20 protein-coding genes are annotated in these 23241 nt (G+C 57.9%); 11 read left to right on the forward strand and 9 right to left on the reverse strand.

The window, feature by feature from the left end:
* The first annotated feature begins 92 nt into the window (after positions 1–92).
* From ACT3UM_RS01715 to ACT3UM_RS01730, 4 genes are read left to right on the forward strand one after another with little or no spacing between them, the layout of a single operon-like run.
* Positions 93–1895, forward strand: a complete 1803-nt coding sequence (locus tag ACT3UM_RS01715) for an IlvD/Edd family dehydratase (RefSeq protein WP_498895564.1) — start codon at positions 93–95, stop codon at positions 1893–1895.
* A gap of 17 nt (positions 1896–1912) precedes the next feature.
* Entirely contained in the window at positions 1913–2857 is a 945-nt protein-coding gene (locus ACT3UM_RS01720; RefSeq protein ID WP_498895566.1) for a DMT family transporter, read from the forward strand.
* 31 nt (positions 2858–2888) lie between these two features.
* Positions 2889–3659, forward strand: coding sequence for a FadR/GntR family transcriptional regulator (locus ACT3UM_RS01725; protein WP_498895568.1), 771 nt, complete (start codon positions 2889–2891; stop codon positions 3657–3659).
* Positions 3660–3694: 35 nt separating this feature from the next.
* The gene (locus ACT3UM_RS01730; RefSeq protein ID WP_498895570.1) at positions 3695–4633 is read left to right on the forward strand and encodes a Gfo/Idh/MocA family protein; all 939 of its coding nucleotides are present in this window, start codon (positions 3695–3697) and stop codon (positions 4631–4633) included.
* 19 nt (positions 4634–4652) lie between these two features.
* Here the strand turns inward: ACT3UM_RS01730 and ACT3UM_RS01735 are convergent, their stop codons facing one another.
* From ACT3UM_RS01735 to ACT3UM_RS01755, 5 genes are all read right to left on the reverse strand, one after another.
* Entirely contained in the window at positions 4653–6227 is a 1575-nt protein-coding gene (locus ACT3UM_RS01735) for an aldehyde dehydrogenase (NADP(+)) (protein ID WP_498895572.1), read from the reverse strand.
* A gap of 16 nt (positions 6228–6243) precedes the next feature.
* Positions 6244–7230, reverse strand: a complete 987-nt coding sequence (gene araD1, locus ACT3UM_RS01740) for an AraD1 family protein (protein WP_498895573.1) — start codon at positions 7228–7230, stop codon at positions 6244–6246.
* 28 nt (positions 7231–7258) lie between these two features.
* Positions 7259–8560 (reverse strand): TRAP transporter large permease, encoded by a 1302-nt coding sequence (locus ACT3UM_RS01745; protein WP_498895575.1) that lies wholly within the window; start codon positions 8558–8560, stop codon positions 7259–7261.
* Positions 8560–9165, reverse strand: coding sequence for a TRAP transporter small permease subunit (locus ACT3UM_RS01750; protein WP_498895577.1), 606 nt, complete (start codon positions 9163–9165; stop codon positions 8560–8562). The genes ACT3UM_RS01745 and ACT3UM_RS01750 overlap by 1 nt, the downstream gene beginning before the upstream one ends.
* 96 nt (positions 9166–9261) lie before the next feature.
* Positions 9262–10281 carry a TRAP transporter substrate-binding protein gene (locus ACT3UM_RS01755; RefSeq protein ID WP_498895579.1) on the reverse strand — a complete coding sequence of 340 codons (1020 nt, stop codon included), beginning with the start codon at positions 10279–10281 and terminating at the stop codon, positions 9262–9264.
* A 248-nt stretch (positions 10282–10529) separates the two neighbouring features.
* Between ACT3UM_RS01755 and ACT3UM_RS01760 the strand changes: the two genes are divergently transcribed.
* Entirely contained in the window at positions 10530–12275 is a 1746-nt protein-coding gene (locus tag ACT3UM_RS01760) for an IlvD/Edd family dehydratase (protein ID WP_498895581.1), read from the forward strand.
* Here ACT3UM_RS01760 and ACT3UM_RS01765 read toward each other — a convergent pair.
* The gene (locus tag ACT3UM_RS01765) at positions 12272–13213 is read right to left on the reverse strand and encodes a LysR substrate-binding domain-containing protein (RefSeq protein WP_498895583.1); all 942 of its coding nucleotides are present in this window, start codon (positions 13211–13213) and stop codon (positions 12272–12274) included. The two genes, ACT3UM_RS01760 and ACT3UM_RS01765, sit on opposite strands and share 4 nt — an antisense overlap.
* A gap of 146 nt (positions 13214–13359) precedes the next feature.
* Between ACT3UM_RS01765 and ACT3UM_RS01770 the strand changes: the two genes are divergently transcribed.
* The 6 genes from ACT3UM_RS01770 to ACT3UM_RS01795 all read left to right on the forward strand — a co-directional run bounded on the left by ACT3UM_RS01770 (position 13360) and on the right by ACT3UM_RS01795 (position 20872).
* Complete coding sequence (locus ACT3UM_RS01770) at positions 13360–14601, forward strand: aldose epimerase family protein (protein ID WP_498895585.1); 1242 nt, start codon at positions 13360–13362, stop codon at positions 14599–14601.
* Positions 14602–14666: 65 nt separating this feature from the next.
* On the forward strand, positions 14667–15662 hold the full coding sequence (locus ACT3UM_RS01775; RefSeq protein WP_498895587.1) for an arabinose ABC transporter substrate-binding protein: 996 nt from the start codon (positions 14667–14669) through the stop codon (positions 15660–15662).
* A 44-nt stretch (positions 15663–15706) separates the two neighbouring features.
* Positions 15707–17200 (forward strand): L-arabinose ABC transporter ATP-binding protein AraG, encoded by a 1494-nt coding sequence (araG, locus tag ACT3UM_RS01780; RefSeq protein ID WP_498895589.1) that lies wholly within the window; start codon positions 15707–15709, stop codon positions 17198–17200.
* A 55-nt stretch (positions 17201–17255) separates the two neighbouring features.
* Positions 17256–18266 carry an L-arabinose ABC transporter permease AraH gene (gene araH / locus ACT3UM_RS01785; RefSeq protein WP_498895591.1) on the forward strand — a complete coding sequence of 337 codons (1011 nt, stop codon included), beginning with the start codon at positions 17256–17258 and terminating at the stop codon, positions 18264–18266.
* 63 nt (positions 18267–18329) lie between these two features.
* Complete coding sequence (locus ACT3UM_RS01790; protein ID WP_498895593.1) at positions 18330–20075, forward strand: IlvD/Edd family dehydratase; 1746 nt, start codon at positions 18330–18332, stop codon at positions 20073–20075.
* 20 nt (positions 20076–20095) lie between these two features.
* Positions 20096–20872, forward strand: coding sequence for an SDR family oxidoreductase (locus tag ACT3UM_RS01795; protein ID WP_498895595.1), 777 nt, complete (start codon positions 20096–20098; stop codon positions 20870–20872).
* A 76-nt stretch (positions 20873–20948) separates the two neighbouring features.
* Here ACT3UM_RS01795 and ACT3UM_RS01800 read toward each other — a convergent pair whose 3' ends face one another.
* Genes ACT3UM_RS01800 through ACT3UM_RS01810 form a run of 3 tightly spaced genes read right to left on the reverse strand, consistent with a single transcriptional unit; the run spans position 20949 to position 23039 of the window.
* Positions 20949–21581: a hypothetical protein gene (locus tag ACT3UM_RS01800; RefSeq protein ID WP_498895597.1), complete on the reverse strand. Its 633-nt coding sequence runs from the start codon at positions 21579–21581 to the stop codon at positions 20949–20951.
* A complete protein-coding gene (locus ACT3UM_RS01805) occupies positions 21581–21757 on the reverse strand; it encodes a hypothetical protein (RefSeq protein ID WP_498895599.1) in 177 nt (58 codons plus the stop codon). The genes ACT3UM_RS01800 and ACT3UM_RS01805 overlap by 1 nt, the downstream gene beginning before the upstream one ends.
* Positions 21758–21800: 43 nt before the next feature.
* Positions 21801–23039: an ROK family protein gene (locus ACT3UM_RS01810; protein ID WP_498895601.1), complete on the reverse strand. Its 1239-nt coding sequence runs from the start codon at positions 23037–23039 to the stop codon at positions 21801–21803.
* Positions 23040–23241: the final 202 nt, after the last annotated feature.

The following is a 23241-nucleotide window of genomic DNA, read 5'->3' on the forward strand; positions in this document are numbered from 1 at the left end:
GCTTACTTAATCGTTTATGTTGGTGGGGCAGTATGAGTGCCTAAAGCGCGCCTACTGGCTTGTTCTATTTACTTTAGGCGTGGAGAGACACCATGGCCAATTTTCAACGAATAACGCCTGAGCAGTTGCGTTCACGCTACTGGTTCGATAACCCCGATCACCCCGGCACCACGGCGCTGTGCATCGAGCGTTATCTTAATTACGGTATCACGCTGGATGAGCTGACTAGCGGTAAGCCGATTATTGGTATCTGTCAGTCAGGTTCTGATCTAACGCCATGTAACCGCCACCATATTGACCTGGTTAAACGGGTGAAAGACGGCATTCGCGCCGCAGGTGGCGTGCCGTTTGAATTTCCCATGCACCCTATTCATGAAAATGTGCGTAGGCCTACCGCTGCGTTAGATCGTAATCTTGCCTATTTGGGCATCGTGGAAGTACTCCACGGTTACCCGCTGGACGGCGTGGTATTGACCACTGGCTGTGATAAAACCACCCCTGCGGCGCTGATGGCGGCGGCAACCGTGAATATCCCCGCTATCGTGCTCTCCGGTGGGCCGATGCTCAACGGCTGGCGCGGTGCCGAGCGGGTAGGCTCGGGGACGATTATCTGGGAGCTTCGCAAGCGCTTGGCCGCGGGAGATATCGACTACGCGGAGTTCCTCTCTCGCGCTAGCGACTCGGCACCCTCGATTGGCCACTGCAACACCATGGGCACCGCTTCCACCATGAACTCTATGGCGGAAGTGCTGGGTATGAGCCTGCCTGGCTCGGCGGTGATTCCCGCGCCCTATAAAGAGCGCGCGATGGTGGCCTACGATACCGGCACACGGATCGTTGATATGGTCTGGGAAGACCTGCGCCCGCTGGATATCCTGACCCGTGATGCCTTTGAAAATGCCATCGTGGCATGTTCGGCCCTGGGCGGTTCCTCTAACGCGCCGGTGCATATCAATGCCATCGCCCGCCATTCGGGCATTGAATTGGATAACGACGACTGGCAGCGGCTGGGCCATGAAATCCCTTTGCTTGCCAACGTGATGCCCGCCGGTGCTTTCCTGTGCGAAGAGTTCTACCGCGCCGGGGGGGTGCCCGCGATCCTCCATGAGCTACACACTGCCGGTAAGCTGCACGGCGAGGCGCTAACGGTCAATGGCCGCTCCATCGGCGATAATTTGCAGGGCCGTGAAACCCAAGACACTGATGTGATTTGTCGCTATAGCGACCCGTTGGTGGAGCACGCGGGCTTCCTCAATCTCAAGGGCAATCTATTCGACTCGGCGCTGATGAAAACCAGCGTGATCTCGCGGGATTTCCGTGAGCGCTTCCTGAATGACCCCAACGACCCGGAAGCCTTTGAAGGCAAGGTGGTGGTATTCGATGGCTCTGAAGATTACCACGCCCGCATTGATGACCCGGCGCTCAATATCGACGCTCGTACCATTCTGGTAATGCGCGGCGCTGGCCCGGTAGGCCACCCTGGCGGTGCCGAAGTGGTCAATATGCAGCCGCCGGAGGCGCTGATCAAACAGGGCATCGAATCGCTGCCGTGCCTGGGCGATGGCCGCCAGTCGGGTACTTCCGGCTCGCCCTCGATTCTCAATGCCTCCCCGGAAGCGGCTACCGGTGGCGGCTTGGCGCTGCTGGAAAGCGGCGACCGACTGCGGGTCGATCTTAAACGCGGTGAGGTACAGCTGCTGATTGACACCAGTGAGCTGGAAGCGCGCCGGGAGCGCTTGGCCCAGCAGGGCGGCTACCGCTACCCTGGCCATCAGACGCCTTGGCAGGAGATCCAGCGCAGCATGGTCGAACCTTTGGATCGCGGTATGACATTGGAGCCTGCGACTAAGTATCGCGATGTAGCCCGCCGGCATCCGCCCAGGGACAATCACTAAAGGAATTGATACCACACATGAGTCGTTGGAGTACCTTTTCGCATCGCCAGCAAGGCTTGCTGTTAACCGCTGGTGGGGCGCTGATCATGGCCCCGGATGCCCTGCTGATTAAAGTGGCCGACCTGCCCGATGCAGAGATCCTGATGTGGCGTGGCTTTCTTTCTGGGTTAGGTTTTCTACTGATCGCCCTGATGCGCTATGGTCGTGGCACGCTGGCGGCTTATCGTCGCTGCGGCTGGACAGGTATCGCCGTGGCGCTGCTGTTCAGCCTGACCACCTGCGGTTTTGTGCTGGGCAACCAGTACACCAAGGCGGGCAACGTGTTGATGATACTGGCTAGCTCGCCACTTATCGCTGCAGTGCTCTCCTGGATTATCCTCAAGGAGCAACTGCCCAGGCGCACCTGGTTAGCGATATTGCTGTGTATGGCAGGTGTTGCGCTGATCGCCCTTGATGACGCGGGCGCCGGCTCTTGGGTCGGCAACGCTTTTGCCTTGATGGCGGCAACGACCCTGGCGATTAACTTTACCCTCTGCCGTACGCGGCCGGGGGTGGATATGAGCCCCATGCTGGTATTCAACGGCCTTATCGTGGGTAGCACTGCGGGGCTGTTTTGGCTGGCAGGGAGCGAACCGAGCCTGCCTGCAGCCAACCAGCTTGCCGTCGTGATCCTGCTCTGCCTGATTATTGTGCCCTGCGGGGTCACGCTGTTGCAGCGTGGGCCGCTCTATCTGCCCTCCGCCGAAGTGGGCCTGCTAATACTGCTGGAAGTGGTGATAGGCACGCTGTTGGCCTGGTGGATTCTGGCCGAACAGCCCGCGCCAATGGCCATGGTTGGCGGCGCTCTGGTGCTGGGCACGCTGGGTGCTAAAGGCCTCTATGAACGGCGGCTGGAACTGAAGCAGCGGGCGGGGCTCGAAGCTTCCCCGTCGGTAACAGTCGACCGGTCAAGTACGGTATGATTGACAGGAATTGAAATAGGGCCTTATCGCAGTGACGTCATCTCCCAGTAAGCCAGTAGCTCGCCCCAGTATTGCCGAATATCTCGCCGAGGAGATCTTCGGTGGCCGTTATCACCCCGGTGACCTAGTGCCCCGGGAAATGGATCTATGTGAACGCTTTGCGATCAATCGCTCAGCGGTGCGTAGCGATCTTCGCCAACTGGTCGATGCCGGGATTATTGAGCGGATTTCCGGTCATGGTTCCAAGGTCCGCGAATACTCAGAGTGGCATATTCTCGATGCCCAGGTGACCGACTGGCTGACCCGCTATGCGGCGCCCAACCCGGATATTCAGCGTGAAATCCTCGCCTTCCGCCTGGACGTTGAGCCCTATGTGGCGATGACCGCCGCCAAGAGGGCCAAGGCGCGTGACTTGGTCGCCATTGAAGAGGCGTTTGAAGGGCTAGGGCAGAATCTGCGCAACGCCACCTGCGAAGAGGAGCGGCGCCTGCACAGTGAGTGCGATGTCGCCTTTCACGAAGCGATTTTCAAGGCGACCCACAATATCGTCTGGGCGCAGCTATCACATATCCTGCGGCCCTCCATCTATATGTTGATCTCCATGTCCAACGAGAACGCCCCGGATCCTGAAGAGAGCTTAGAACGCCACCGTCAACTGATGGAGAGCATTCGGCTGCGCCGCCCCCGTGAGGCGTTTTTAGCCTCCCAAGCGGTGCTCGCAGGTACCGCCGCGGCGCTAGGGCTTGAGCACAGCGTTAGTTCATTAGGGCGCAGTGTTGAGTTGCCCCATACCGCGCCCTAACTCCTATTTTTAATGGCAAATACTAAGGCAAGCGTATGTCTGATTTCAGCTCTGGCTTTAAGCTCGGCCTGGTAGGCGTGGGTAAAATTGTCCGCGACCAGCACCTTCCAGCGATAGCCGCCACCCCGAACTGCCAACTTGTTGCCACGGCAGATCCTTACGCGGAACTACCCGATGTGTCGGCCCATCAGAATCTTGATGCGATGCTAGACGCTCACCCGGAAATCACCGCCGTCTCTATTTGCACGCCAACGCACCTGCGCTACTCCCAGGCGCGGGCCGCACTGATGCGTGGCAAGCATGTGCTGCTAGAGAAGCCACCGGGGGCGACGCTGAGCGAAGTGGAGGACTTGATTGCCTGTGCCAAAGAGCAGGGCGTAAGCTTGTTTGCTGCCTGGCACTCGCGGTTTGCTCCCGGCGTGGCCCAGGCCCAGCATTGGTTAGCTGATCGGCAAGTGCAGCGGGTTAAGATCGAGTGGAAAGAGGACGTGCGGGTATGGCATCCCGGTCAAGCGTGGATCTGGCAGCCCGGTGGCATGGGGGTTTTTGATCCCGGTATCAATGCGCTGTCGATTGCGACCGCCATCTTGCCCCAGCCGTTTTTTCTGCAACAGGCGCAGCTGTTAGTGCCGAGCAATGCGCAAACCCCGATTGCCGCGGATCTTACCTTTACCGACCCAGAAGGCGCGTCCATTGAGGCCGCGTTTGACTTTCGCCAGAGCGGGCCTCCCACCTGGGATATGCATATCGACACCGATAAAGGCCGTTTAAGTCTTACCCAGGGTGGCTGCCGATTGGTCATCGACGATGAACTGATCATTGAAGACGAAGAGCGGGAGTACCAGGGCCTCTACGCGCGCTTTGGCGAACTGATCGCAAAAAAACGCAGCGAGGTGGATGTTGCCCCGCTGCGCCAGGTCGCCGATGCGTTTCTATACGGTCATCGTGAGATCACCGACGCCTTCGTTGAGTAACGTCCCAAGAGACGCTCTCTTATTCACGCTTGCCATCGATCAAGCGTGATACACCTGCAGGATTGCCATCACGAATAGCCTCGGGCAGTAACCCTTCCGGCAACGCCTGGTAGCACACCGGGCGCAGGAAGCGGAAAATCGCCGCGCTGCCTACCGAGGTGGTGCGGGAGTCCGACGTCGCCGGATAAGGGCCGCCGTGTACCATGGTGTGGCACACTTCTACACCCGTCGGCCAGCCGTTGGCCAGAATCCGCCCCGCCTTGCGCTCCAGGGTGGGCAGCAGTTGCTTGGCAGTCGCCAAGTCGCCGTCATCCATTTGCAGGGTAATAGTGAGCTGGCCTTCGAGCTGGGCAGCCACTTTCGCCACTTCTTTGGCATCGGCACAGGCGATGACCAGTGAGGTGGAACCGAACACCTCTTCCTGAAGGGCAGGCTCATTGAGGAACGCTTCGGCCTGGGTAACGAACAACCCTGCTTGGCAGGGGTTGGCTGTTTCACCTGCCTGACCGCGCGCCACCTCGGTGACCTTGGCGTGGTGGGCGAGCCTATCAACACCCTGTTGATAGGCGTCGTGAATACCCGGCGTCAGCATGGTCTGGGCAGCGCTGCCCTTAACCGCTTCACCGGCCGCTTCAACAAAGGCATCCAGCTCTGGGCCCTGAATCGCAATCACCAGCCCGGGATTGGTGCAGAACTGCCCGGCGCCCATGTTCAGTGAGCCAACAAACCCCTCGGCGATGGCTTTGCCGCGGGACTTGAGCGCTTCTGGTAGCAAGAACACCGGGTTGATGGAGCTCATCTCGGCGTAGACCGGGATCGGCTGCGGGCGCGCCTGGGCTGTGGCCATTAATGCCGTACCGCCGCTGCGTGAACCGGTAAACCCTACCGCTTGAATGCGCGGATCAGCGACCAACGCCTGGCCAATCTCTTTGCCGGAACCAAACAGCAGCGAAAAGACGCCTTCAGGCAGGTTGCATTTGGCCACGGCGCGCTGAATCGCACGACCCACTAGCTCGGAGGTGCCGGGGTGGGCAGAGTGGCCCTTGACCACGACCGGGCAACCGGCTGCCAGCGCTGAGGCGGTATCGCCGCCGGCAACGCTAAAGGCGAGTGGGAAGTTGCTGGCGCCAAATACTGCCACCGGGCCCAGGGCAATATGCCGCTGGCGCAGGTCAACACGCGGCATCGGTTCACGATCAGGTAGGGCGGGATCGATGCGCACATCGAGCCACTCACCGGCCCGTACCACGTTGGCGAACAAGCGTAGCTGGCCGCAGGTGCGGCCACGTTCGCCCTGCAGGCGCGCTTCGGGGAGGCCGGTTTCGGCGACGCCACGCTCGGTCAGCTCTTCGCCGATCGCCTCGATCTCGCTAGCGATGGTTTCGAGGAACACCGCCCGGTCTTCAAGCGAGGTTTCGCGGTAAGTGGCGTAGGCCGCTTCGGCAAGTTCACACGCTTGCTCGACTTCCGCTTTGCCGCCGCCGGGGTAGGCGGGCGCCAGTGTTTCGCCGGTGGCGGGATTCACCGCATGAATGTCGGCCTGTTGGCCGCTGACGGCCTGCTGACCGATGAGTAGTTTTCCTTCCAAAGTCATACATCCTCCTGCTGGTTTAAAGCGACTTTACGCTGATGGCCGGTGCGTCTGCTTCCACCCGGAGCGGGTTGCGCAGGGCGCGGCCAAACTCGTTGATGTTGATCTCAAAGCGATCACCTTCGCGCACCTTAATGCCGTCGGCGAAGCTCAGCGTTGCGGTGCCGAAAAAGTGCACATGAACATCGCCGGGGCGGCGGAAGCCCGGGTATTTAAAGTGGTGGTACTCCAGATTAGCCAGACTATGAGCCATATTGGCCTCGCCGGTGAGAAAGGGCTTCTCCCACACCGTTTCGCCACTGCGCTGGATACGGCTGGTGCCTTCAAGGTTTGCTGGCAGTTCGCCGACTAAGAGCTCAGGCCCAAAGCTGCAGGCACGTAGCTTGGAGTGAGCCAGCCACAGGTAGTTGAAGCGCTCGGTGACGTGGTCAGAGAACTCGTTACCCAAAGCGTAGCCGACTCGCCAGGGTTGGCCATCGTTGCCGATCACATAAAGGCCTGCCAGTTCGGGCTCCTCGCCCGCATCTTCAGCAAAGGCGGGGGAGGGGATCGCTGCTTCCGGTGCTACCACGCACTGGCCATCGCCCTTGTAGAACCACTCCGGCTGGGCACCTGGCTGGCCTTCGTCGGGTTTGCCGCCCTCCACGCCCAGTTTGAACATACGCATGGAGTCGGTCATATCTTCTTCAGCGGCCTGGGCTTTAGCGTGCATCGCTGAGCGGGTATCGGCACTTCCCAGGTGGGTAAGGCCGGTGCCGGTCACCAGGCAGTGGGCCGGGTCGGTATGTGTTAGCGGTGGCAGCAGGCGCTTATCGTCGACCAGCGCTTGGTAATCAAGGCGGGTATCAGTCAGCGCTTCTGTCACCATCTCGTTAAGTGGCTTACCGGCGCTGATGGCCCGGTTGGCCAAGGTGTAGGTATCGCAGTCGAGCAGTCTGACCTGCTCTTCGCTCTCGACCAGGGCGGCGTGAACCTGGCCCTGGTGGTCACACTGAATCAGTCGCATGGCGTTCTCCTTATGCTAGTGGCGATTATCATAGTGGCCAAATGGCCAGTTGCGGCCACATCAATAGCGCCGCGAGTATGCACAGCTGAATGGCCATAAAGGGTAGTACAGACAGGTAGATATCCTTCAGACTGATATCCGGCGGAGCCACGCTTTTAAGGTAGAAGGCGGCGGGCCCGAAGGGCGGTGACAGGAACGACACCTGCATATTGACGGCGAACAGAATACCGAACCAGATCGGGTCGAAACCGAGCTGAATAACGATGGGCAGAAAGATCGGCAGGGCCAGCATGGCGATCCCGATCCAGTCGAGGAATAACCCGAGTACTAGCATAATCGCCATCATTACCAGAATGATCACAATCGGCGCAACGTCGAGCCCGAGAATCAAGCTCGACACAAAGCGGTTGCCGCCCATCAGGTTATAAACGCCCACCAGAGCAGCGGCGCCGATGCCGATCCAGATGATCATGCCGCAGGTGTTCATGGTCTGGCCGAGGCTATGATGCAGCATGCTGGGGGTGAACTCGCCGCGCACAATGGTGGCGAGCAGTACGCCGAAAACGCCCATGGCCGCCGCCTCGGTGACCGAGGCGATGCCGCCGTAGATCGTGCCCAGCACGAGAAAGGCAATTAGCCCTGGAAGCAGAATGGCTTTGACCGCGTCCAGCTTACTGGCGAAAGGATTGTCCTGGGTGTCTTTATTCAACGGCGGGCCAAGCGCAGGGTTTTTCAGGCAACGTACCAGCACATAGGCGATATAGGAGCCCATCAGGATGATGGCTGGCGTAACGGCAGCAGCGAACAGGTCGGCAATTGATACGCTGGCGATCAGGCCATAGATAATCAGCACGATCGAGGGCGGCATCATGGTGCCCAGGGCGCCCCCGGCACACACCACGCCGATGGAAAGGCGCTTGTCATAGCCCAGGCGCAGCATTTGCGGCAGCGCCAGAATCCCCAGTAGCACGATCTCCCCGCCGATAATGCCCGAAAGGGCGGCCAGGAAAAACGCCACCACGATGGTCTGCACCGCCACGCCACCCGGCAGGCGACCGGCGAAAACGCGCATGGCGTTAAATAGATCTTTGGCAATGCCAGAGCGATCCAGTAGCGATGCCATCAACACAAACATGGGCACCGCCACCAGCGAATACTCGGTGATAAACCCATAGACGCGGCTGGTGACCAGCGGCAGCGCCGCCTCGCCGAACCAACCGAAGGTGAATGCCATCGCTACCAAGCCGGTGATAAACGCCAGCGGCAGACCGGTGACCAGTAGCGCGAAAATGGCTCCGACCATGAGGATTGTTGCGGTTGAAATATCCATCAGCGCGCCTCCTCGGTGCGGGGCTTCGCTTTAAGCGATTGCCATAAATGCAGTGTGGCTTGCAGGGTCATCAACATCAGGGCAAACATAATCATGCCTTTCACCATGGCGGGAAAGGGCGGGTTCCAGGAGGTGCCGGAGCGCTCCAGCGACCACTCGCCGAGCGGGTTATGTGACGCTCCCCAGAACATATGAAAGGCGGCATAGCTCATTGTCAGGCAGAAAATCAGGGTGAGCAGATCATTGAAGCGGTCCATCCAGCACTTCAGCCTGGGCCCGGCACTGTCGTAGAGCACTTTGACGCGGATATGGCTATTGCGCGCCATGGCCGCTGGGCCGCCCAACACAAAGATAACCGCGATCAGAAACACCACGGTTTCGTGTACCCAGGAAGTGGGATTATTAAAACCGTAGCGCATAAAGACCTCAACGACGCTGATACCCATTGCTACCAGCACCAACCAGGAAACGGCACGACCGCCCCGTGCAATCAAGCGGTCTAACGCATTACGTTCAGGCGCTACTTCCTCAACCGTTTCGAGGATCTCGGGAAGATCATGGGTGGGAGGAGAGCGGTATTGATTGTCAGGTGTTTTTTGAGACATGGCGCGACTCTACGCGCAACGCTCGGGGGACTCCCGAGCGCTGCGTTGGTTAGGTTAATGAAGCCGAGTTGTGAGCTGAGAGTTGAGAACAGAAAGTTAGAGCAGATTGCGCGAGCGCAAAAAGGCGGTCGCCGAGTCATAGATCTTCTGGGTCATCTCATTTTCACCCGCCCACTCTTGCCACTCCTGCTCAGCCGCGGTGCGGAACTTGCGGCGTTCTTCTTCGGGCAGGTTAAAGGGGTGAACGTCAGGATCTTCCTGAAGACGTTGCAAGGTCTCGATATCCTGCTCCTTGAGACGGGCAATCAGGTCGTAGGCCATGCCATCAAAAGCAGTATTTAACGTCGTCTGCAGCTCTTCGGGCAGGCCATCCCAGATGTCCTTATTGATCGATACGGCGATCATGGGCATGGAGTGGAAGCCTGGGTAAAGCGGGTAAGGGGCAAAAGCGTGCAGGCCCATAGCGTCGTTATTCGAGAGCACCGTAGAGTCCGCAGCGTCGATCACGCCTTTTTCCAACCCGGTATACACCTCAGAACCCGGCAGGTTAACCGGCGTGGCACCAATGCGCTCAAAGATGTTGTACACCATGCCTTGAGGGGCACGAATTTTTAGCCCTTCAAAATCGGCCATTGACTCAATGGGCACCGTAGATGGTACCGACTCCAACGGGAAGGTCGCTGCGCTGATTAAATGGGTGCCGTAGGGCTCGACCAGTTCGTTATAGAGCTCTTCTCCGCCGCCGTACTTCATATACTCCAGGAAGTCATAGGGATTCTGCCAAGCGCCGACAAGGTTGCCGAGCATGCCGAAAGCCGGATCCTGGCCGGAGAAGTAGCTAGGGTCGGTCATATGGCCCTGCAGAATGCCGGAGCTAACAGCGGTCAGCGTTTCGGTTGGGCCAACCACTGAGTTGATCGGCATTACTTCGATCTCAACCCGCCCGTCCGTCATTGCCGTGATTCTCTCGGCCCACTCCTGCTTGATTTTGAAGCTGGGTTCGCCCGAGGTTTCTGATGCTTGAAACTTCCACTCGTACTCGGCCGCCTGGGCCGTTGACAGGCCTAGCAGCAGTGCTGAGCCAGTGAGTAGCAAGCTGTATTTAGATTTGAGCATGGCACTATTCCTCAAGGTTGTTGTTGTGAAAAGCGTTATGTAGAGCGTGGTGGTTAACGCTGTGATGCAACGGGTCAATGACCCATATGGGAGGGTAATGTTGAACATTAAGAGCAATTGTTCAACATATACTTTTGTATGGTCGACTAGGGTGGCGGGGTAGTTTAGTGTCTTGCGCATTCGACGCAGACATCACGCCTACCATCAGATCGTCAGCTGTCCTCGACCTAAAACAAGGAGTTAACCTCATGGGCCAACGTCAACGTTCGCTGCGCAGTGCTGAGTGGTTCGGCACCGCCGACAAGAATGGCTTTATGTACCGTAGTTGGATGAAAAACCAGGGCATTCCTGACCATGAGTTTCAGGGCAAGCCGATCATCGGTATCTGCAATACCTGGTCGGAGCTCACACCTTGCAATGCGCACTTTCGTAAGTTGGCGGAGCACGTGAAGCAGGGTGTGCTGGAGGCAGGCGGCTACCCGGTGGAGTTTCCGGTGTTCTCCAACGGCGAATCCAACCTGCGCCCCACGGCGATGTTTACCCGTAACCTGGCCAGCATGGATGTGGAAGAGGCGATTCGCGGCAATCCCATTGATGCGGTGGTGCTGCTGGTGGGCTGCGACAAAACCACCCCGGCACTGTTGATGGGCGCGGCGAGTTGCGATATTCCCACCATCGTGGTCACCGGCGGGCCGATGCTCAACGGCAAGCACAAAGGCAAGGATATTGGCTCCGGCACCGTGGTCTGGAAACTCTCGGAGCAGGTTAAAGCCGGTGAGATTTCACTCCACGACTTTATGGCCGCCGAAGCCGGCATGTCCCGCTCGGCGGGCACCTGCAACACCATGGGCACCGCCTCCACCATGGCCTGTATGGCCGAATCGCTAGGCACTTCGCTGCCCCACAACGCGGCGATTCCAGCGGTGGACTCGCGCCGTTACGTGCTGGCGCACCTCTCCGGCAACCGGATTGTCGAGATGGTCAACGAAGATCTGCGACTCTCCAAAATCCTCACCAAGGAAGCCTTCGATAACGCCATCCGTACCAACGCCGCCATCGGTGGTTCCACCAACGCGGTGATCCACCTCAAGGCGATTGCTGGGCGTATCGGCGTGGATCTCACCCTGGACGACTGGAGCCGGGTAGGGCGCGGCACCCCGACGGTCGTTGATCTGCAGCCCTCGGGACGTTTTCTAATGGAGGAGTTCTACTACGCTGGAGGGCTGCCCGCGGTGCTTAGGCGCCTGGGCGAGGCCGACCGGCTGCCCTTCAAGGACGCGCTCACCGTCAACGGCAAAACCATTTGGGAAAATGTCCAGGACGCCCCGCTGTATAACGACGAGGTGATCCGACCACTGGATAACCCCCTCACCGCGGACGGTGGTATCTGCGTGGTGCGCGGCAATTTGGCACCCAACGGTGCGGTGCTAAAACCCTCAGCGGCGACGGCTGAACTGATGCAGCACCGTGGTCGAGCGGTAGTATTCGAGGACTTCGACGACTACAAGGCACGCATCAACGACCCAGACCTGGACGTGGAAGCCAACGATGTTCTGGTTATGAAGCACTGCGGCCCCCGCGGTTATCACGGCATGGCGGAAGTGGGCAATATGGGCCTTCCGCCCAAAATCCTCGCCCAGGGGATCACCGATATGGTGCGTATCTCCGATGCGCGCATGAGCGGCACCGCCTACGGCACGGTGGTACTGCACGTCGCGCCGGAAGCGGCCGCCGGTGGCCCGTTGGCCGCAGTGCGCAACGGCGACTGGATCGAACTCGACTGCGAAAGTGGCCGACTGCATCTGGATATCAGCGATGAAGAACTGGCCACGCGTCTGGCGGAAAGCGACCCCACCGCCGCCTCAACGCTGATCGCCAGTCAGGGCGGCTACCGTCAGCTGTATATCGAGCGGGTACTACAAGCCGATGAAGGCTGTGATTTTGACTTCTTGGTCGGCTGTCGAGGCGCTGATGTGCCGCGTCACTCGCATTAATCTGACTGGGCAATAATTTCGCGCAGGGTGCTCATTAACGCGGCGGCCCCGGGAGAGAGGCGCTGGTGGCGTAAGCTCACCAGCCCATAGGGTTGAACGCTCAGCGTCTCGTTGAAGGGCAGTAGGTGAAAGCGCTGCGGTGTGCAGAGCAGGTCAGCGGCTTCTCGCGTGGTCACCGTGATGGTGTCGGATTTATCGACGAGGGCAAGTGAGAGCAGCAGGTCGGCGGTATCAACAATTTGGCGCGGTGGTGCAACCTGATGGTGTAGGAACAGGCTGTCCACTCGCTGGCGCATCAACGCGCCGGCGGGTTGCAGCGACCACGGATAACCCGCCATATCCGCAAGGTTCAGCGTTTGTTTATCGGCTAACGGGTGGCCCTTACGGCACACAAAGCAGAGCTCCTCTTCGCCAATTTCTTCAAAGACGAAACGCTCGGTATCAACGCCTGCTGGTATCCGGGTAATCGCAAAATCCAGCTCGCCTTCCAATAGGCGCGGTACCAGCACTTTGCTGACATCCACATCTACGCTGATCTTTAGCCCCGGCCGGTCGCGGTGCACCCGTTCAATCGCGCTGGTAAGCAGCGTGACCGCCGGGGCCATTACCGTGCCCACCGCCACGGTGCCCGCACTCCCCGCGCTGAGGGCATTCAACTCTTCACCAGTGTGGCGTAACGCCGAAAGCATGCTGTGGGCGTGACGAATCATAATCTCGCCGTACCAGTTGGGCGTAAGCCCGCGTGGGTGGCGGTCAAACAAGCGAATGCCCAGGTTGGCTTCCAGGTCGCTCAGTAACTTGGAGGCAGCGGGCTGGCTCATATTGAGCTGAGTCGCCGCGCGGTGCAGGTTGCGCTGCTCATCCAGTGCTAAAAATAGCTGGAAATGGCGCAACTTTAGTCGCACGTCTAGAAACCAGTTCTCGCCGAGAACGCCCATGGGATAAGCCTTGCATTGTTATTGATACATAGAAGTATATCGATTGTGAGGTGTTTGTATATTGGTTGGTTATGCAAGACGTGGCTACTGTAGTGATTGAATTGGAGTACCAATAACAACAACGATCTTCCATTAGGAGGAAAATCATGCCACTCATCAATACTCAGGTAGACGCTCAGAGACATAGCGTTGGATCCACGCTGCTGCTCAGCGCCGGCATCGCCCTGCTGATGGTTAGCGCGGCTCAAGCACAAAGCGATACTGAAGCGACAGCTGGAAATAGCACCGACAATGGCGTTGAGAAATCGGTGTTTGGTCACTTACCTGACGGCCGCCAGGTCGATGTCTATCAATTTACCAACGCCAACGGTATCGAGCTGCGGGTGACTAACTACGGCGGCATCATCTTGTCGCTGAAAACCCCCAATGTGGATGGTAAATTTGACGATATCGCGTTGGGTTTCGACTCCCTGGAAGCGTACCTTTCCGATGAATACCGTCAGGCCAACCCCTATTTTGGTGCCATCATTGGGCGCTACGGCAACCGTATTGCGGGTGGCCAGTTCTCTCTCGATGGGGAAAGCTATTCGTTGGCCACCAACGATGGCAGCAACCATCTACACGGCGGCGATCAAGGCTTCGATAAAGTGCTTTGGCAGGCCGAGCCGTTCGAGAATGACGAGGGCACGGGGCTAGTGCTGCGCTATACCAGCGAGGATGGCGAGGAGGGCTATCCTGGCAGGCTGGAGACCGAAGTTACCTATACGTTGACCGATAATGACGAACTGATGGTGGATTATCGGGCGGTGACCGACAAAGCCACCCCGGTTAACCTCACCCAGCACAGCTACTTCAATCTAAAGGGCGAGGGCAGCGACACCATCCTTGATCATCAACTAATGATCAACGCCCCAGAATTTACCCCGGTTAACGACAGCCTGATTCCCACCGGCGAGCTCCGCTCGGTAGACGGCACGCCGTTCGACTTCACCCAGGCCACGCCGATTGGCGAACGCATTGAGCAGGAGAATGAACAGCTCGCCTTCGGCGGCGGTTATGACCACAACTTTGTGCTTGACCGTGATAACACAGCCGCTGATGAACTTGTTATGGCTGCCAAGGTGTGGGAACCGCAGAGCGGCCGCATGGTGGAGATCACCACCACCGAACCCGCGATCCAATTCTACTCAGGTAACTTTCTTAACGGTGACCTGACCGGTAAACAGGGCCAGTCCTACGGACATCGTTCTGGTTTCGCGCTGGAAACCCAGCACTACCCTGATTCCCCGAATCAAGAGGCATTTCCCAGCACGATTTTAGAACCCGGTGAGACGTATCGTTCGCGCACGGTTTACCGCTTTTCCGCGCAACAAGATATGGGGTCGTAAGCTTTTTGAAAAAAAAAGACTGAAATATCAATAAAAACAATGCTTAAAATCTCAGGAGTACAACAATGAAATTAACGACGACGTTTGCCCGCTTAACCCTCGGTAGCGCAATTATGCTGGCCTCGTTGGGATCGGTGCAGGCCCAGGAAGATGAAGTGAAAATTGGCTTTATTGTTAAAAAACCCGAGCAGGCGTGGTTCATTAATGAACAACGGGCGGCTACCGAGCTAGGTGAAGAGCTCGGCTTCGATGTGGTGCGCCTCGGCGGTGAAGACGGCCAGGAAGTGCTCAGCGCGATTGATAACCTCTATGCCCAGGGCGCCGATGGGTTTGTGATCTGCCCGCCGGACGTACGTCTGGGGCCCGCGATCATGAACCGCGCCAACCAGTACGGTATGAAAGTGGTCACCGTGGACGATCAGTTTGTTAATTCCAGCGGTGAACCGATGGAAGGCGTACCGCACCTGGGTATGTCCGGCTACAAGATTGGTCAGCAGGTGGGCGATGCGATTGCCGCCGAAATGGAGGCCCGCGGCTGGGACCCAGAAGAGGTTGCTGCACTGCGCATTACCAACAATGAACTCCCCACAGCGGTAGAGCGCACCGATGGCGCGACTGAGGCGCTGCTCGCCTCCGGCTTTCCCGAAGACAATATCTTCGATGCGCCCCAGCAAAATAGTGATACCGCCAGCGCCTTTTCCGCCGCGTCGCCGGTACTTTCCCAACGCGGCGATTATGAGCACTGGGTCATTTATGCCCTCAACGAGGAGAGCGTTCTGGGCGGCGTTCGGGCCTCCGAGCAGTACGGCCTAGCGGCAGAGGACGTGATCGGGGTGGGTATTAACGGCTCGGGTGCCGCCTTTGCGGAATTCTCCCGCGATAACCCCACCGGCTTTCATGGCACCGTGGCGGTGAGCTCCACCATGCATGGTCGCCAGACAGCCGAAGACCTCTACCGCTGGATTACTGAGGATCAAGAACCCCCGGCCAATACCGAAACCTCAGGTGTCTTGATGACCCGCGATAACTGGCAGGAAGTGCGCGAAGAGCTGGGTCTGTAAAGAGTTAGACCTATAACGGTAAGCGTTTGGTGGAGTGCTCAAGCATGTCAGATCCCTATTTACGTTTCGACGCGATTAGCGTCGTGTTCCCCGGCGTGCGGGCGCTGGATGGTGTGAGCTTCACGGCTCACACCGGCCAGGTGCATGCCCTGATGGGCGAGAACGGCGCGGGCAAGTCAACCCTGTTGAAGGTGCTTAGCGGCGTTAACCGGGTGGCCGAAGGCGCGCTGTGGATCAATGGTCAGCGCCATGTGTTCAGCAACGCTCGGGAGGCGCTGCGCGAAGGGATTGCCATCATCTATCAGGAGTTGACGCTCTCGCCCAATATGTCGGTGGCCGAAAACCTGTTGCTGGGCCAACTGCCTACTCGGCAGGGGTTTGTTAACCGCCGCGAGTTAAAACAAAAAGCCCTGGCGATTCTGGCTGATCTTGGCGAGGGGGAGATCCACCCCTCGACCAAGGTGCGCGATCTCTCCATCGGCCAGCAGCAGATGATTGAAATCGGTCGTGCACTTCTGCGGGACGCCAAGGTGATTGCCTTTGACGAACCCACCAGCAGTCTCTCTATTCAGGAAATTCGCCAACTCAAGCGCATCGTCAAAAGGCTACGCGATGAAGGACGGGTGGTGCTTTACGTGACCCATCGCATGGAGGAGGTGTTCGAGATGTGCGATGCGGTCACCATCTTTCGCGATGGTAAGCATATTCGCACCCACGAGGATATGTCGGCGCTTAACCATGATCTATTGGTGAGCGAAATGGTCGGCCGCGATATCGACGATGTCTACGGCTACCGCACTCGCGAACATGGTGACGTGGTCTTGAGCGTGGACGCCATCGAAGGGCGCGGCCTCAAGGCGCCGGTGAGTTTCTCGGTTAAACGTGGTGAGGTTTTTGGGCTGTTTGGTTTGGTGGGGGCAGGGCGCAGCGAGTTGCTGCGACTGGTCTGCGGTGTCGAGTCCCCTAAAGCCGGTAGCGTGACCTTTAACGGCGAATCGCGATGCTTTAAGAGCCCCGGCGAGGCGATTCGTGCCGGTATTGCCATGTGCCCGGAGGATCGCAAATCCCAGGGTATCTTTCCGGTAGCAAGCGTCGCCGACAATCTCAATATCAGCTGTCGGCGCTTTTTCAAACGCTGGGGGATTTTCCGTCACCCCGGTCGCGAACGACGCAATGCCGAAGCCTATATCCAGCAGCTCAGCGTCAAAACGCCGGGCTCGCGTACGCCGATTGGCAAGCTCTCAGGCGGCAATCAGCAGAAGGTGATTCTGGCCCGCTGGCTGGCTGAAGAGATTGATCTGTTCGTGATGGACGAGCCGACCCGAGGCATCGACGTAGGCGCACGGCGGGAGATTTACTCGCTGCTCTATGACCTGGCCGAACAGGGCAAAACCGTGGTGGTGATCTCCAGTGACCTCGCCGAAGTTAGCTCCATTTGTGATCGCATCGCCGTGATGCGCGATGGCGAGCTAGTCGAAGTGGTGCCACGCGAGTTGGCCACCCCGGAACGCCTGTTGGGGCTGGCGCTGCCCGCCTAAATTGGCCTTTATTCAGGATCATCGCTGTTAAAAGAACAAGCTCAGGACAACGACCATGACAACCGATAATGTAACCCAAGGTGAGAACGCACCTGCCCGCCCGACGGGTCGCCGGGGGCTGATTAAACCGCTGCGCACGCTACTCGATACTTCAGGGCTGATCGCGATTTTCTTGCTGCTGTTTGTGGCCCTCGCCGTACTTATCCCCGACTTTTTGACGGGCCGCAATATGGTGGGGCTGCTGCTTTCGATCACTCTGATTGGCAGTTTGGCCACCACTATGATGCTAGTGTTGGCGCTGGGTGAAGTGGATCTCTCGGTGGCTTCTACGGTGGCTTTTGCGGGGGTGGTAGCAGCGGTGGTGACCTCCAGCACGGGCAGCGTATTTATCGGCGTTATTGGCGGCGTGGTTGCCGGTGGCGCGGTGGGTGCGTTTAACGGCTTGGTGATTGCCAAGTTCGGCATTAATTCGCTGATAGCGACGTTAGCGGCCATGGAGTTTGTCCGCGGGCTGGCCTATATCACCTCCGGCGGTGATGCGGTAATGATTACCGTGCCAGGCTTTTTTGACCTGGGCAGCGCCTCCTTTCTCGGCCTAACGCTACCGGTGTGGACCATGTTGGCCTGCTTCGTGATCTTTGGCGTGGTGCTTAACATGACGGCCTTCGGGCGCAACGTGCTGGCCACTGGCGGTAACTCGGAAGCGGCCGCGCTTGCGGGGGTTAACGTTCGCCGTCTCAAAATTATTGTGTTTGGTTTGCAGGGCGTTGTTGCCGGCGTGGCCGGTGTATTGCTGGCATCGCGCATGGGCCTGGGCGACCCCAATACCTCCATGGGCCTTGAACTGGCGGTGATCTCTGCCTGCGTGCTGGGCGGCGTGGCGCTATCGGGCGGCGTGGCGACGATCACCGGCGTATTGGTCGGCGTACTGATTATGGGCTGTGTGCAGAACGCCATGGGGCTGCTTAACGTGCCGACCTTCTACCAGTACCTGGTGCGCGGCGCGATTCTGCTGTTGGCTGTGATGTTTGACCGCTGGAAGCACACCCGCCGTCAACGGGCCTAACACCACTTCTCACTACCTTTTTTAGCATATTTTTTTTCACCGATTTTTTACGGAGAGATCCTCATGTCTGATCGCAAGCCGCCCCTGCGCTCTGCCGAGTGGTTCGGCACCGCCGACAAGAATGGCTTTATGTACCGCAGTTGGATGAAAAACCAGGGCATTCCTGACCATGAGTTTCAGGGCAAACCGATCATCGGTATCTGCAATACCTGGTCGGAGCTCACACCTTGCAATGCGCATTTCCGCAAGCTGGCGGAGCACGTGAAGCAGGGTGTGCTGGAGGCAGGCGGCTACCCGGTGGAGTTTCCGGTGTTCTCCAACGGCGAATCCAACCTGCGTCCCACCGCCATGTTTACCCGTAACCTGGCCAGCATGGACGTGGAAGAGGCCATTCGCGGCAATCCCATCGATGCGGTGGTGCTGCTGGTGGGCTGCGACAAGACCACCCCGGCGCTGCTGATGGGCGCGGCGAGCTGCGATATTCCCACCATCGTGGTTACCGGCGGGCCAATGCTCAACGGCAAGCACAAAGGTAAGGATATTGGTTCAGGTACCGTGGTCTGGAAACTCTCGGAGCAGGTCAAAGCCGGTGAGATTTCACTCCACGACTTTATGGCCGCCGAAGCCGGCATGTCCCGCTCGGCGGGCACCTGCAACACCATGGGCACCGCCTCCACCATGGCCTGTATGGCCGAATCGCTGGGCACCTCGCTGCCCCACAACGCGGCGATTCCGGCGGTGGATTCGCGCCGTTACGTGCTGGCGCACCTCTCCGGCAACCGGATTGTCGAGATGGTCAACGAAGACCTCCGACTCTCCAAAATCCTCACCAAGGAAGCCTTCGATAACGCCATCCGTACCAACGCCGCCATCGGTGGTTCCACCAACGCGGTGATTCACCTCAAGGCGATTGCCGGGCGGATCGGGGTTGACCTCACTCTGGACGACTGGAGCCGGGTAGGGCGCGGTACTCCAACGGTAGTGGATCTACAGCCTTCCGGGCGCTTTCTGATGGAAGAGTTCTACTACGCGGGTGGTCTGCCCGCGGTGCTTAGACGCTTGGGTGAGGCTGACCGGCTGCCTTTCAAGGACGCCTTAACCGTTAACGGCAAAACCATTTGGGAAAACGTTCAGGATGCACCGCTATATAACGACGAAGTGATCCGCAAGCTGGATAACCCGCTCACGGCTGACGGCGGTATCTGCGTGGTGCGCGGTAACCTGGCCCCCAACGGCGCTGTGCTCAAACCCTCGGCGGCCACGGCCGAGCTGATGCAGCACCGTGGTCGAGCGGTAGTATTCGAGGACTTCGACGACTACAAGGCACGCATCAACGACCCAGACCTGGACGTGGAAGCCAACGATGTTCTGGTGATGAAACACTGCGGCCCGCGGGGTTATCACGGTATGGCGGAAGTGGGCAATATGGGCCTGCCGCCCAAAATCCTCGCCCAGGGGATCACCGATATGGTGCGTATCTCCGATGCGCGCATGAGCGGCACCGCCTACGGCACGGTGGTACTGCACGTCGCGCCGGAAGCGGCCGCCGGTGGCCCGTTGGCCGCAGTGCGCAACGGCGACTGGATCGAACTCGACTGCGAAAGTGGGCGGCTGCATCTTGAGATCAGCGATGAAGAACTGGCCTCGCGTCTGGCGGAAAGCGACCCCACCGCCGCCTCAACGCTGATCGCCAGTCAGGGCGGCTACCGGCAGCTCTATATCGAGCGGGTACTACAAGCCGATGAAGGCTGTGATTTTGACTTCTTGGTCGGCTGCCGAGGCGCTGATGTGCCGCGTCATTCGCACTGATTAACTGTAAAGGAGGCGCGATGACCGCCAGACTGGCCGACAAGCATATTCTAATAACCGGGGCAGCCACCGGCATCGGCCGTGCCATTGCCGAAGCCTGTGTGCGCGAAGGTGCCAAGGTCACCTTGCTAGATAGGGAGTGGGATAGCGTCGAACAGCTGGCGGCGCAGTTGCGTGGTGAAGGTCACCACGCGCAGGGGCTGGTCGCCGATATTGCCGAACGTACGGCGGTGGAAGCCGCCGAGGCGCAGGCTCGCAAGCTCTCCGGGCCCTTAACCACCCTCGTCAATAACGCAGGAATGAATGTCTTCCACGAGCCACTTGCCATGCCGGATGAGGCCTGGCAGCGCTGCTTATCGGTGGATTTAGAAGGCGCTTGGCACTGCAGCCGGGCGGTGCTGCCCGGTATGCTGGAGCAGGGCGGAGGCGCCATTATTAATATTGCTTCCACCCATAGCTTCTCGATTATTCCCGGCTGTTTTCCCTACCCGGTCGCTAAGCATGGCTTGATTGGTTTGACCCGAGCACTCGGTATCGAATATGCCTCCCGCGGTGTGCGGGTTAATGCCATCGCGCCGGGCTATATCGCCACCCCGGCGGTAGAAGCGCATTGGCAAACTTTCGACAATCCTGCCGCAGCGAAAGCCCGCATCGAAGCACTGCTGCCTCCAGGGCGGTTAGGGAAACCCGAAGAAGTGGCCATGACGGCGGTCTTTCTAGCCTCAGATGAAGCGCCCTTTATCAACGCAAGCTGCTTAACGATTGATGGTGGGCGCAGCGTGGTTTATCACGACTGACGATTGTTATGCCCGTTGAGTGTTTGCAAGGAGGGAGTGGATATGGTGAGAAGAGAGTTAGAGGCTATTCATAAGTTTAAAAGTTAGTACTCGGTTTTTCTTCAGACAGTTCAAACTCTTGAGTAGACTTCCTTGGCAAAAAAATACCCTTTATACAATCTGGATTAATGATGGCAAGTTGAATATGGTTTTCAGAGAAAAATCTTGCGCCATCGTACAGTGGATCGCCTTCGATAAAAGCGGCCCTAACAGAATCAAAGGGTTCGCCCTGTTCCTTGGCCAATGCACACGCATAACGAATCACAGCACAATCAAGCTCACGGGCTTTAAAATCAAAATCTGTTTTTCCAAACGATCTATTCTCTGGCAGTGGTGTACCTTCTGCTTCTAAATCATCTTTTAGCTGCTGATAAACGATGCTCAGAAAATCATTATATTTTTGATCAAGCAGATCCAGACAGTTACCAAGCTCAATTACCGCGCCCAGTGCAAAGGGAGTTTTAACATTAGAATAAGTTCGCTGGCTATCTTGAAAGGCGTATTGATGAGCCCTTTCAAGATTGTTTTCCCAGAAGTAAATACCATTGCCCAGCCAGTCATACTTATTATTGCTGTGCTTAAAATCAGATTTTTGGTTTAGGATCTTGAACGCAATATCTTTATCTAAACCATGGAAACCGTAGACAATAGTCGGCTTTGATGAATACATTAGGTCTTAACGTGTGCCGTTTGATTGTCGTTAGGCCTTGAATCGCTGAAAAAACGCTTATCAAGATAACCTTTTGAATCAAGTATATGCGCGTCTTTAAGCAATTTAATTCTTTGCTCATGGGTGCGCGTCTGACCAGCGGTTTTGACTTTTTGTGTCAATTTATAGATAGACATAAAATCACTCCTATGTGCACTTTTATGTTAATCGACCTGTTGGCTACAGGCAAGCAGCTGATCCGGGCTTAATTTGGCTTTCTAACAGCGTTTCGCCATCGGTAGCGTGTAGCGCCATGGCGATGCCGCCCATGCAGGTCATGTCGCGATCCCAGGCGCAGCTTTCGATGCGGGTGGCGCCTCTCAGCTCGGCCACCAGGGCTTCATCAATGGCGCTGTGCATGGTGGCCTGCATGGCGTCAAAGCCGCGCACGCCGGAACCGGTAATCAACACTAGATCGGGGTTGAACAGCGCCAGGATATTGGCGATACCAATACCCAGCGCCCGGCCCGCTTCGGTATAGATGCGTTGCGCCGCCGGGTCGCCGTTCATCGCCAGTTGGGTCAGCGCCTGCATCTGCTGTTCGGAGGGGTGGGCGCTATCGCCAGAGGGAAGGTTTAAATGGTCGGCGGCGGCGCGGTAGAGCGCGTAGTCGCTGGCATAAGCTTCAATGCAGCCTCGTCGGCCGCAGGCGCACAAGGCGCCATCTGGTTGGTATTTGCTATGTCCAAACTCCGCCGCTGAGCCATTAGCGCCCAGGTAAGGCACGCCGTTAATCAACACCGACATGCCGATGCCGTAGCCCAGCATAATGACCACCAAATTGGGGCAATCCGCATAATCGGGCTTTGCTGCCAACACGCTGGCAATACAGTTAGCATCGTTTTCCAGCAGCACGCTGCAGTGAAACCTCTCGGCAAGACGCGCCGAGATCGGCGCGTTGCGAAAACTCAACGCGGGCGACCAGATAATCGTTCCGTTTTGCGATGATACGACACCCTGCACCGCCAGACAGATTCCCGCCAAGCGTTGAAATCCCCCCAACAGTTGATCACAAGCGGCGTCGATCTTCTCTTCCAGTAGCACTGCCAAATCGTCAGCGCTTAGCGTCAAGGTGGACACGGTATGGTGTTCACTGTGACGGACTTGCCCCGTGAAATCGCCTACCACCAGTTGAATTTCATTGATCGATAGCTTGATGCATACCACGCAGGCGGCCTGGGCGTTGAGTTCAATCAGCGTCTTGGGCCGCCCTCGCCCAGTGGGGCGGGGTGCTTCGGGTGGGCGCTCACTGATAAGGCCCTGCTGAAGTAATTCGGCGCTAATGGAGGTCACCGTGGCAGAGCTAATACCGTTCAGCGCGCCCAGATCGACACGTGCAACAGGCCCTTGGTCACGCAGGGTACGAATCACCGCCAGGGTATTGTCATGGCGGCTGGTCTCAGTCGACGGGAGGGCCATAGGGGGTGCCGTTATGTTTCGTGATGAAAAAAATGCCGATATTAGCGATCACTCGGTGCCCCACATCGTGGAGTGTTTACGTGATGGCCAAAATGCGACCTAAGTTGTATATGCAGTTATTTATTTTAGAGCCTAAAGTAAATCAAGCATCACGCGATAGCAATCGATGTTGGTAAGCCCCCCAACACAATAACAACAGTCA

Source organism: Halomonas sp. AOP13-D3-9 (genome assembly GCF_052379125.1).
In the GTDB taxonomy this organism is placed as follows: Bacteria; Pseudomonadota; Gammaproteobacteria; order Pseudomonadales; family Halomonadaceae; genus Vreelandella.

Coding starts and splice junctions, on each gene's coding strand:
- ACT3UM_RS01735 (WP_498895572.1), bottom strand. CDS start 6,227: ATGACTTTGGAAGGAAAACTACTCATCGGTCAGCAGGCCGTCAGCGGC.
- ACT3UM_RS01810 (WP_498895601.1), bottom strand. CDS start 23,039: ATGGCCCTCCCGTCGACTGAGACCAGCCGCCATGACAATACCCTGGCG.
- ACT3UM_RS01750 (WP_498895577.1), bottom strand. CDS start 9,165: ATGTCTCAAAAAACACCTGACAATCAATACCGCTCTCCTCCCACCCAT.
- ACT3UM_RS01720 (WP_498895566.1), top strand. CDS start 1,913: ATGAGTCGTTGGAGTACCTTTTCGCATCGCCAGCAAGGCTTGCTGTTA.
- ACT3UM_RS01800 (WP_498895597.1), bottom strand. CDS start 21,581: ATGTATTCATCAAAGCCGACTATTGTCTACGGTTTCCATGGTTTAGAT.
- ACT3UM_RS01770 (WP_498895585.1), top strand. CDS start 13,360: ATGCCACTCATCAATACTCAGGTAGACGCTCAGAGACATAGCGTTGGA.
- araD1 (WP_498895573.1), bottom strand. CDS start 7,230: ATGCGACTGATTCAGTGTGACCACCAGGGCCAGGTTCACGCCGCCCTG.
- ACT3UM_RS01765 (WP_498895583.1), bottom strand. CDS start 13,213: ATGGGCGTTCTCGGCGAGAACTGGTTTCTAGACGTGCGACTAAAGTTG.
- ACT3UM_RS01755 (WP_498895579.1), bottom strand. CDS start 10,281: ATGCTCAAATCTAAATACAGCTTGCTACTCACTGGCTCAGCACTGCTG.
- ACT3UM_RS01715 (WP_498895564.1), top strand. CDS start 93: ATGGCCAATTTTCAACGAATAACGCCTGAGCAGTTGCGTTCACGCTAC.
- ACT3UM_RS01790 (WP_498895593.1), top strand. CDS start 18,330: ATGTCTGATCGCAAGCCGCCCCTGCGCTCTGCCGAGTGGTTCGGCACC.
- ACT3UM_RS01805 (WP_498895599.1), bottom strand. CDS start 21,757: ATGTCTATCTATAAATTGACACAAAAAGTCAAAACCGCTGGTCAGACG.
- araG (WP_498895589.1), top strand. CDS start 15,707: ATGTCAGATCCCTATTTACGTTTCGACGCGATTAGCGTCGTGTTCCCC.
- ACT3UM_RS01730 (WP_498895570.1), top strand. CDS start 3,695: ATGTCTGATTTCAGCTCTGGCTTTAAGCTCGGCCTGGTAGGCGTGGGT.
- ACT3UM_RS01795 (WP_498895595.1), top strand. CDS start 20,096: ATGACCGCCAGACTGGCCGACAAGCATATTCTAATAACCGGGGCAGCC.
- ACT3UM_RS01745 (WP_498895575.1), bottom strand. CDS start 8,560: ATGGATATTTCAACCGCAACAATCCTCATGGTCGGAGCCATTTTCGCG.
- ACT3UM_RS01760 (WP_498895581.1), top strand. CDS start 10,530: ATGGGCCAACGTCAACGTTCGCTGCGCAGTGCTGAGTGGTTCGGCACC.
- araH (WP_498895591.1), top strand. CDS start 17,256: ATGACAACCGATAATGTAACCCAAGGTGAGAACGCACCTGCCCGCCCG.
- ACT3UM_RS01775 (WP_498895587.1), top strand. CDS start 14,667: ATGAAATTAACGACGACGTTTGCCCGCTTAACCCTCGGTAGCGCAATT.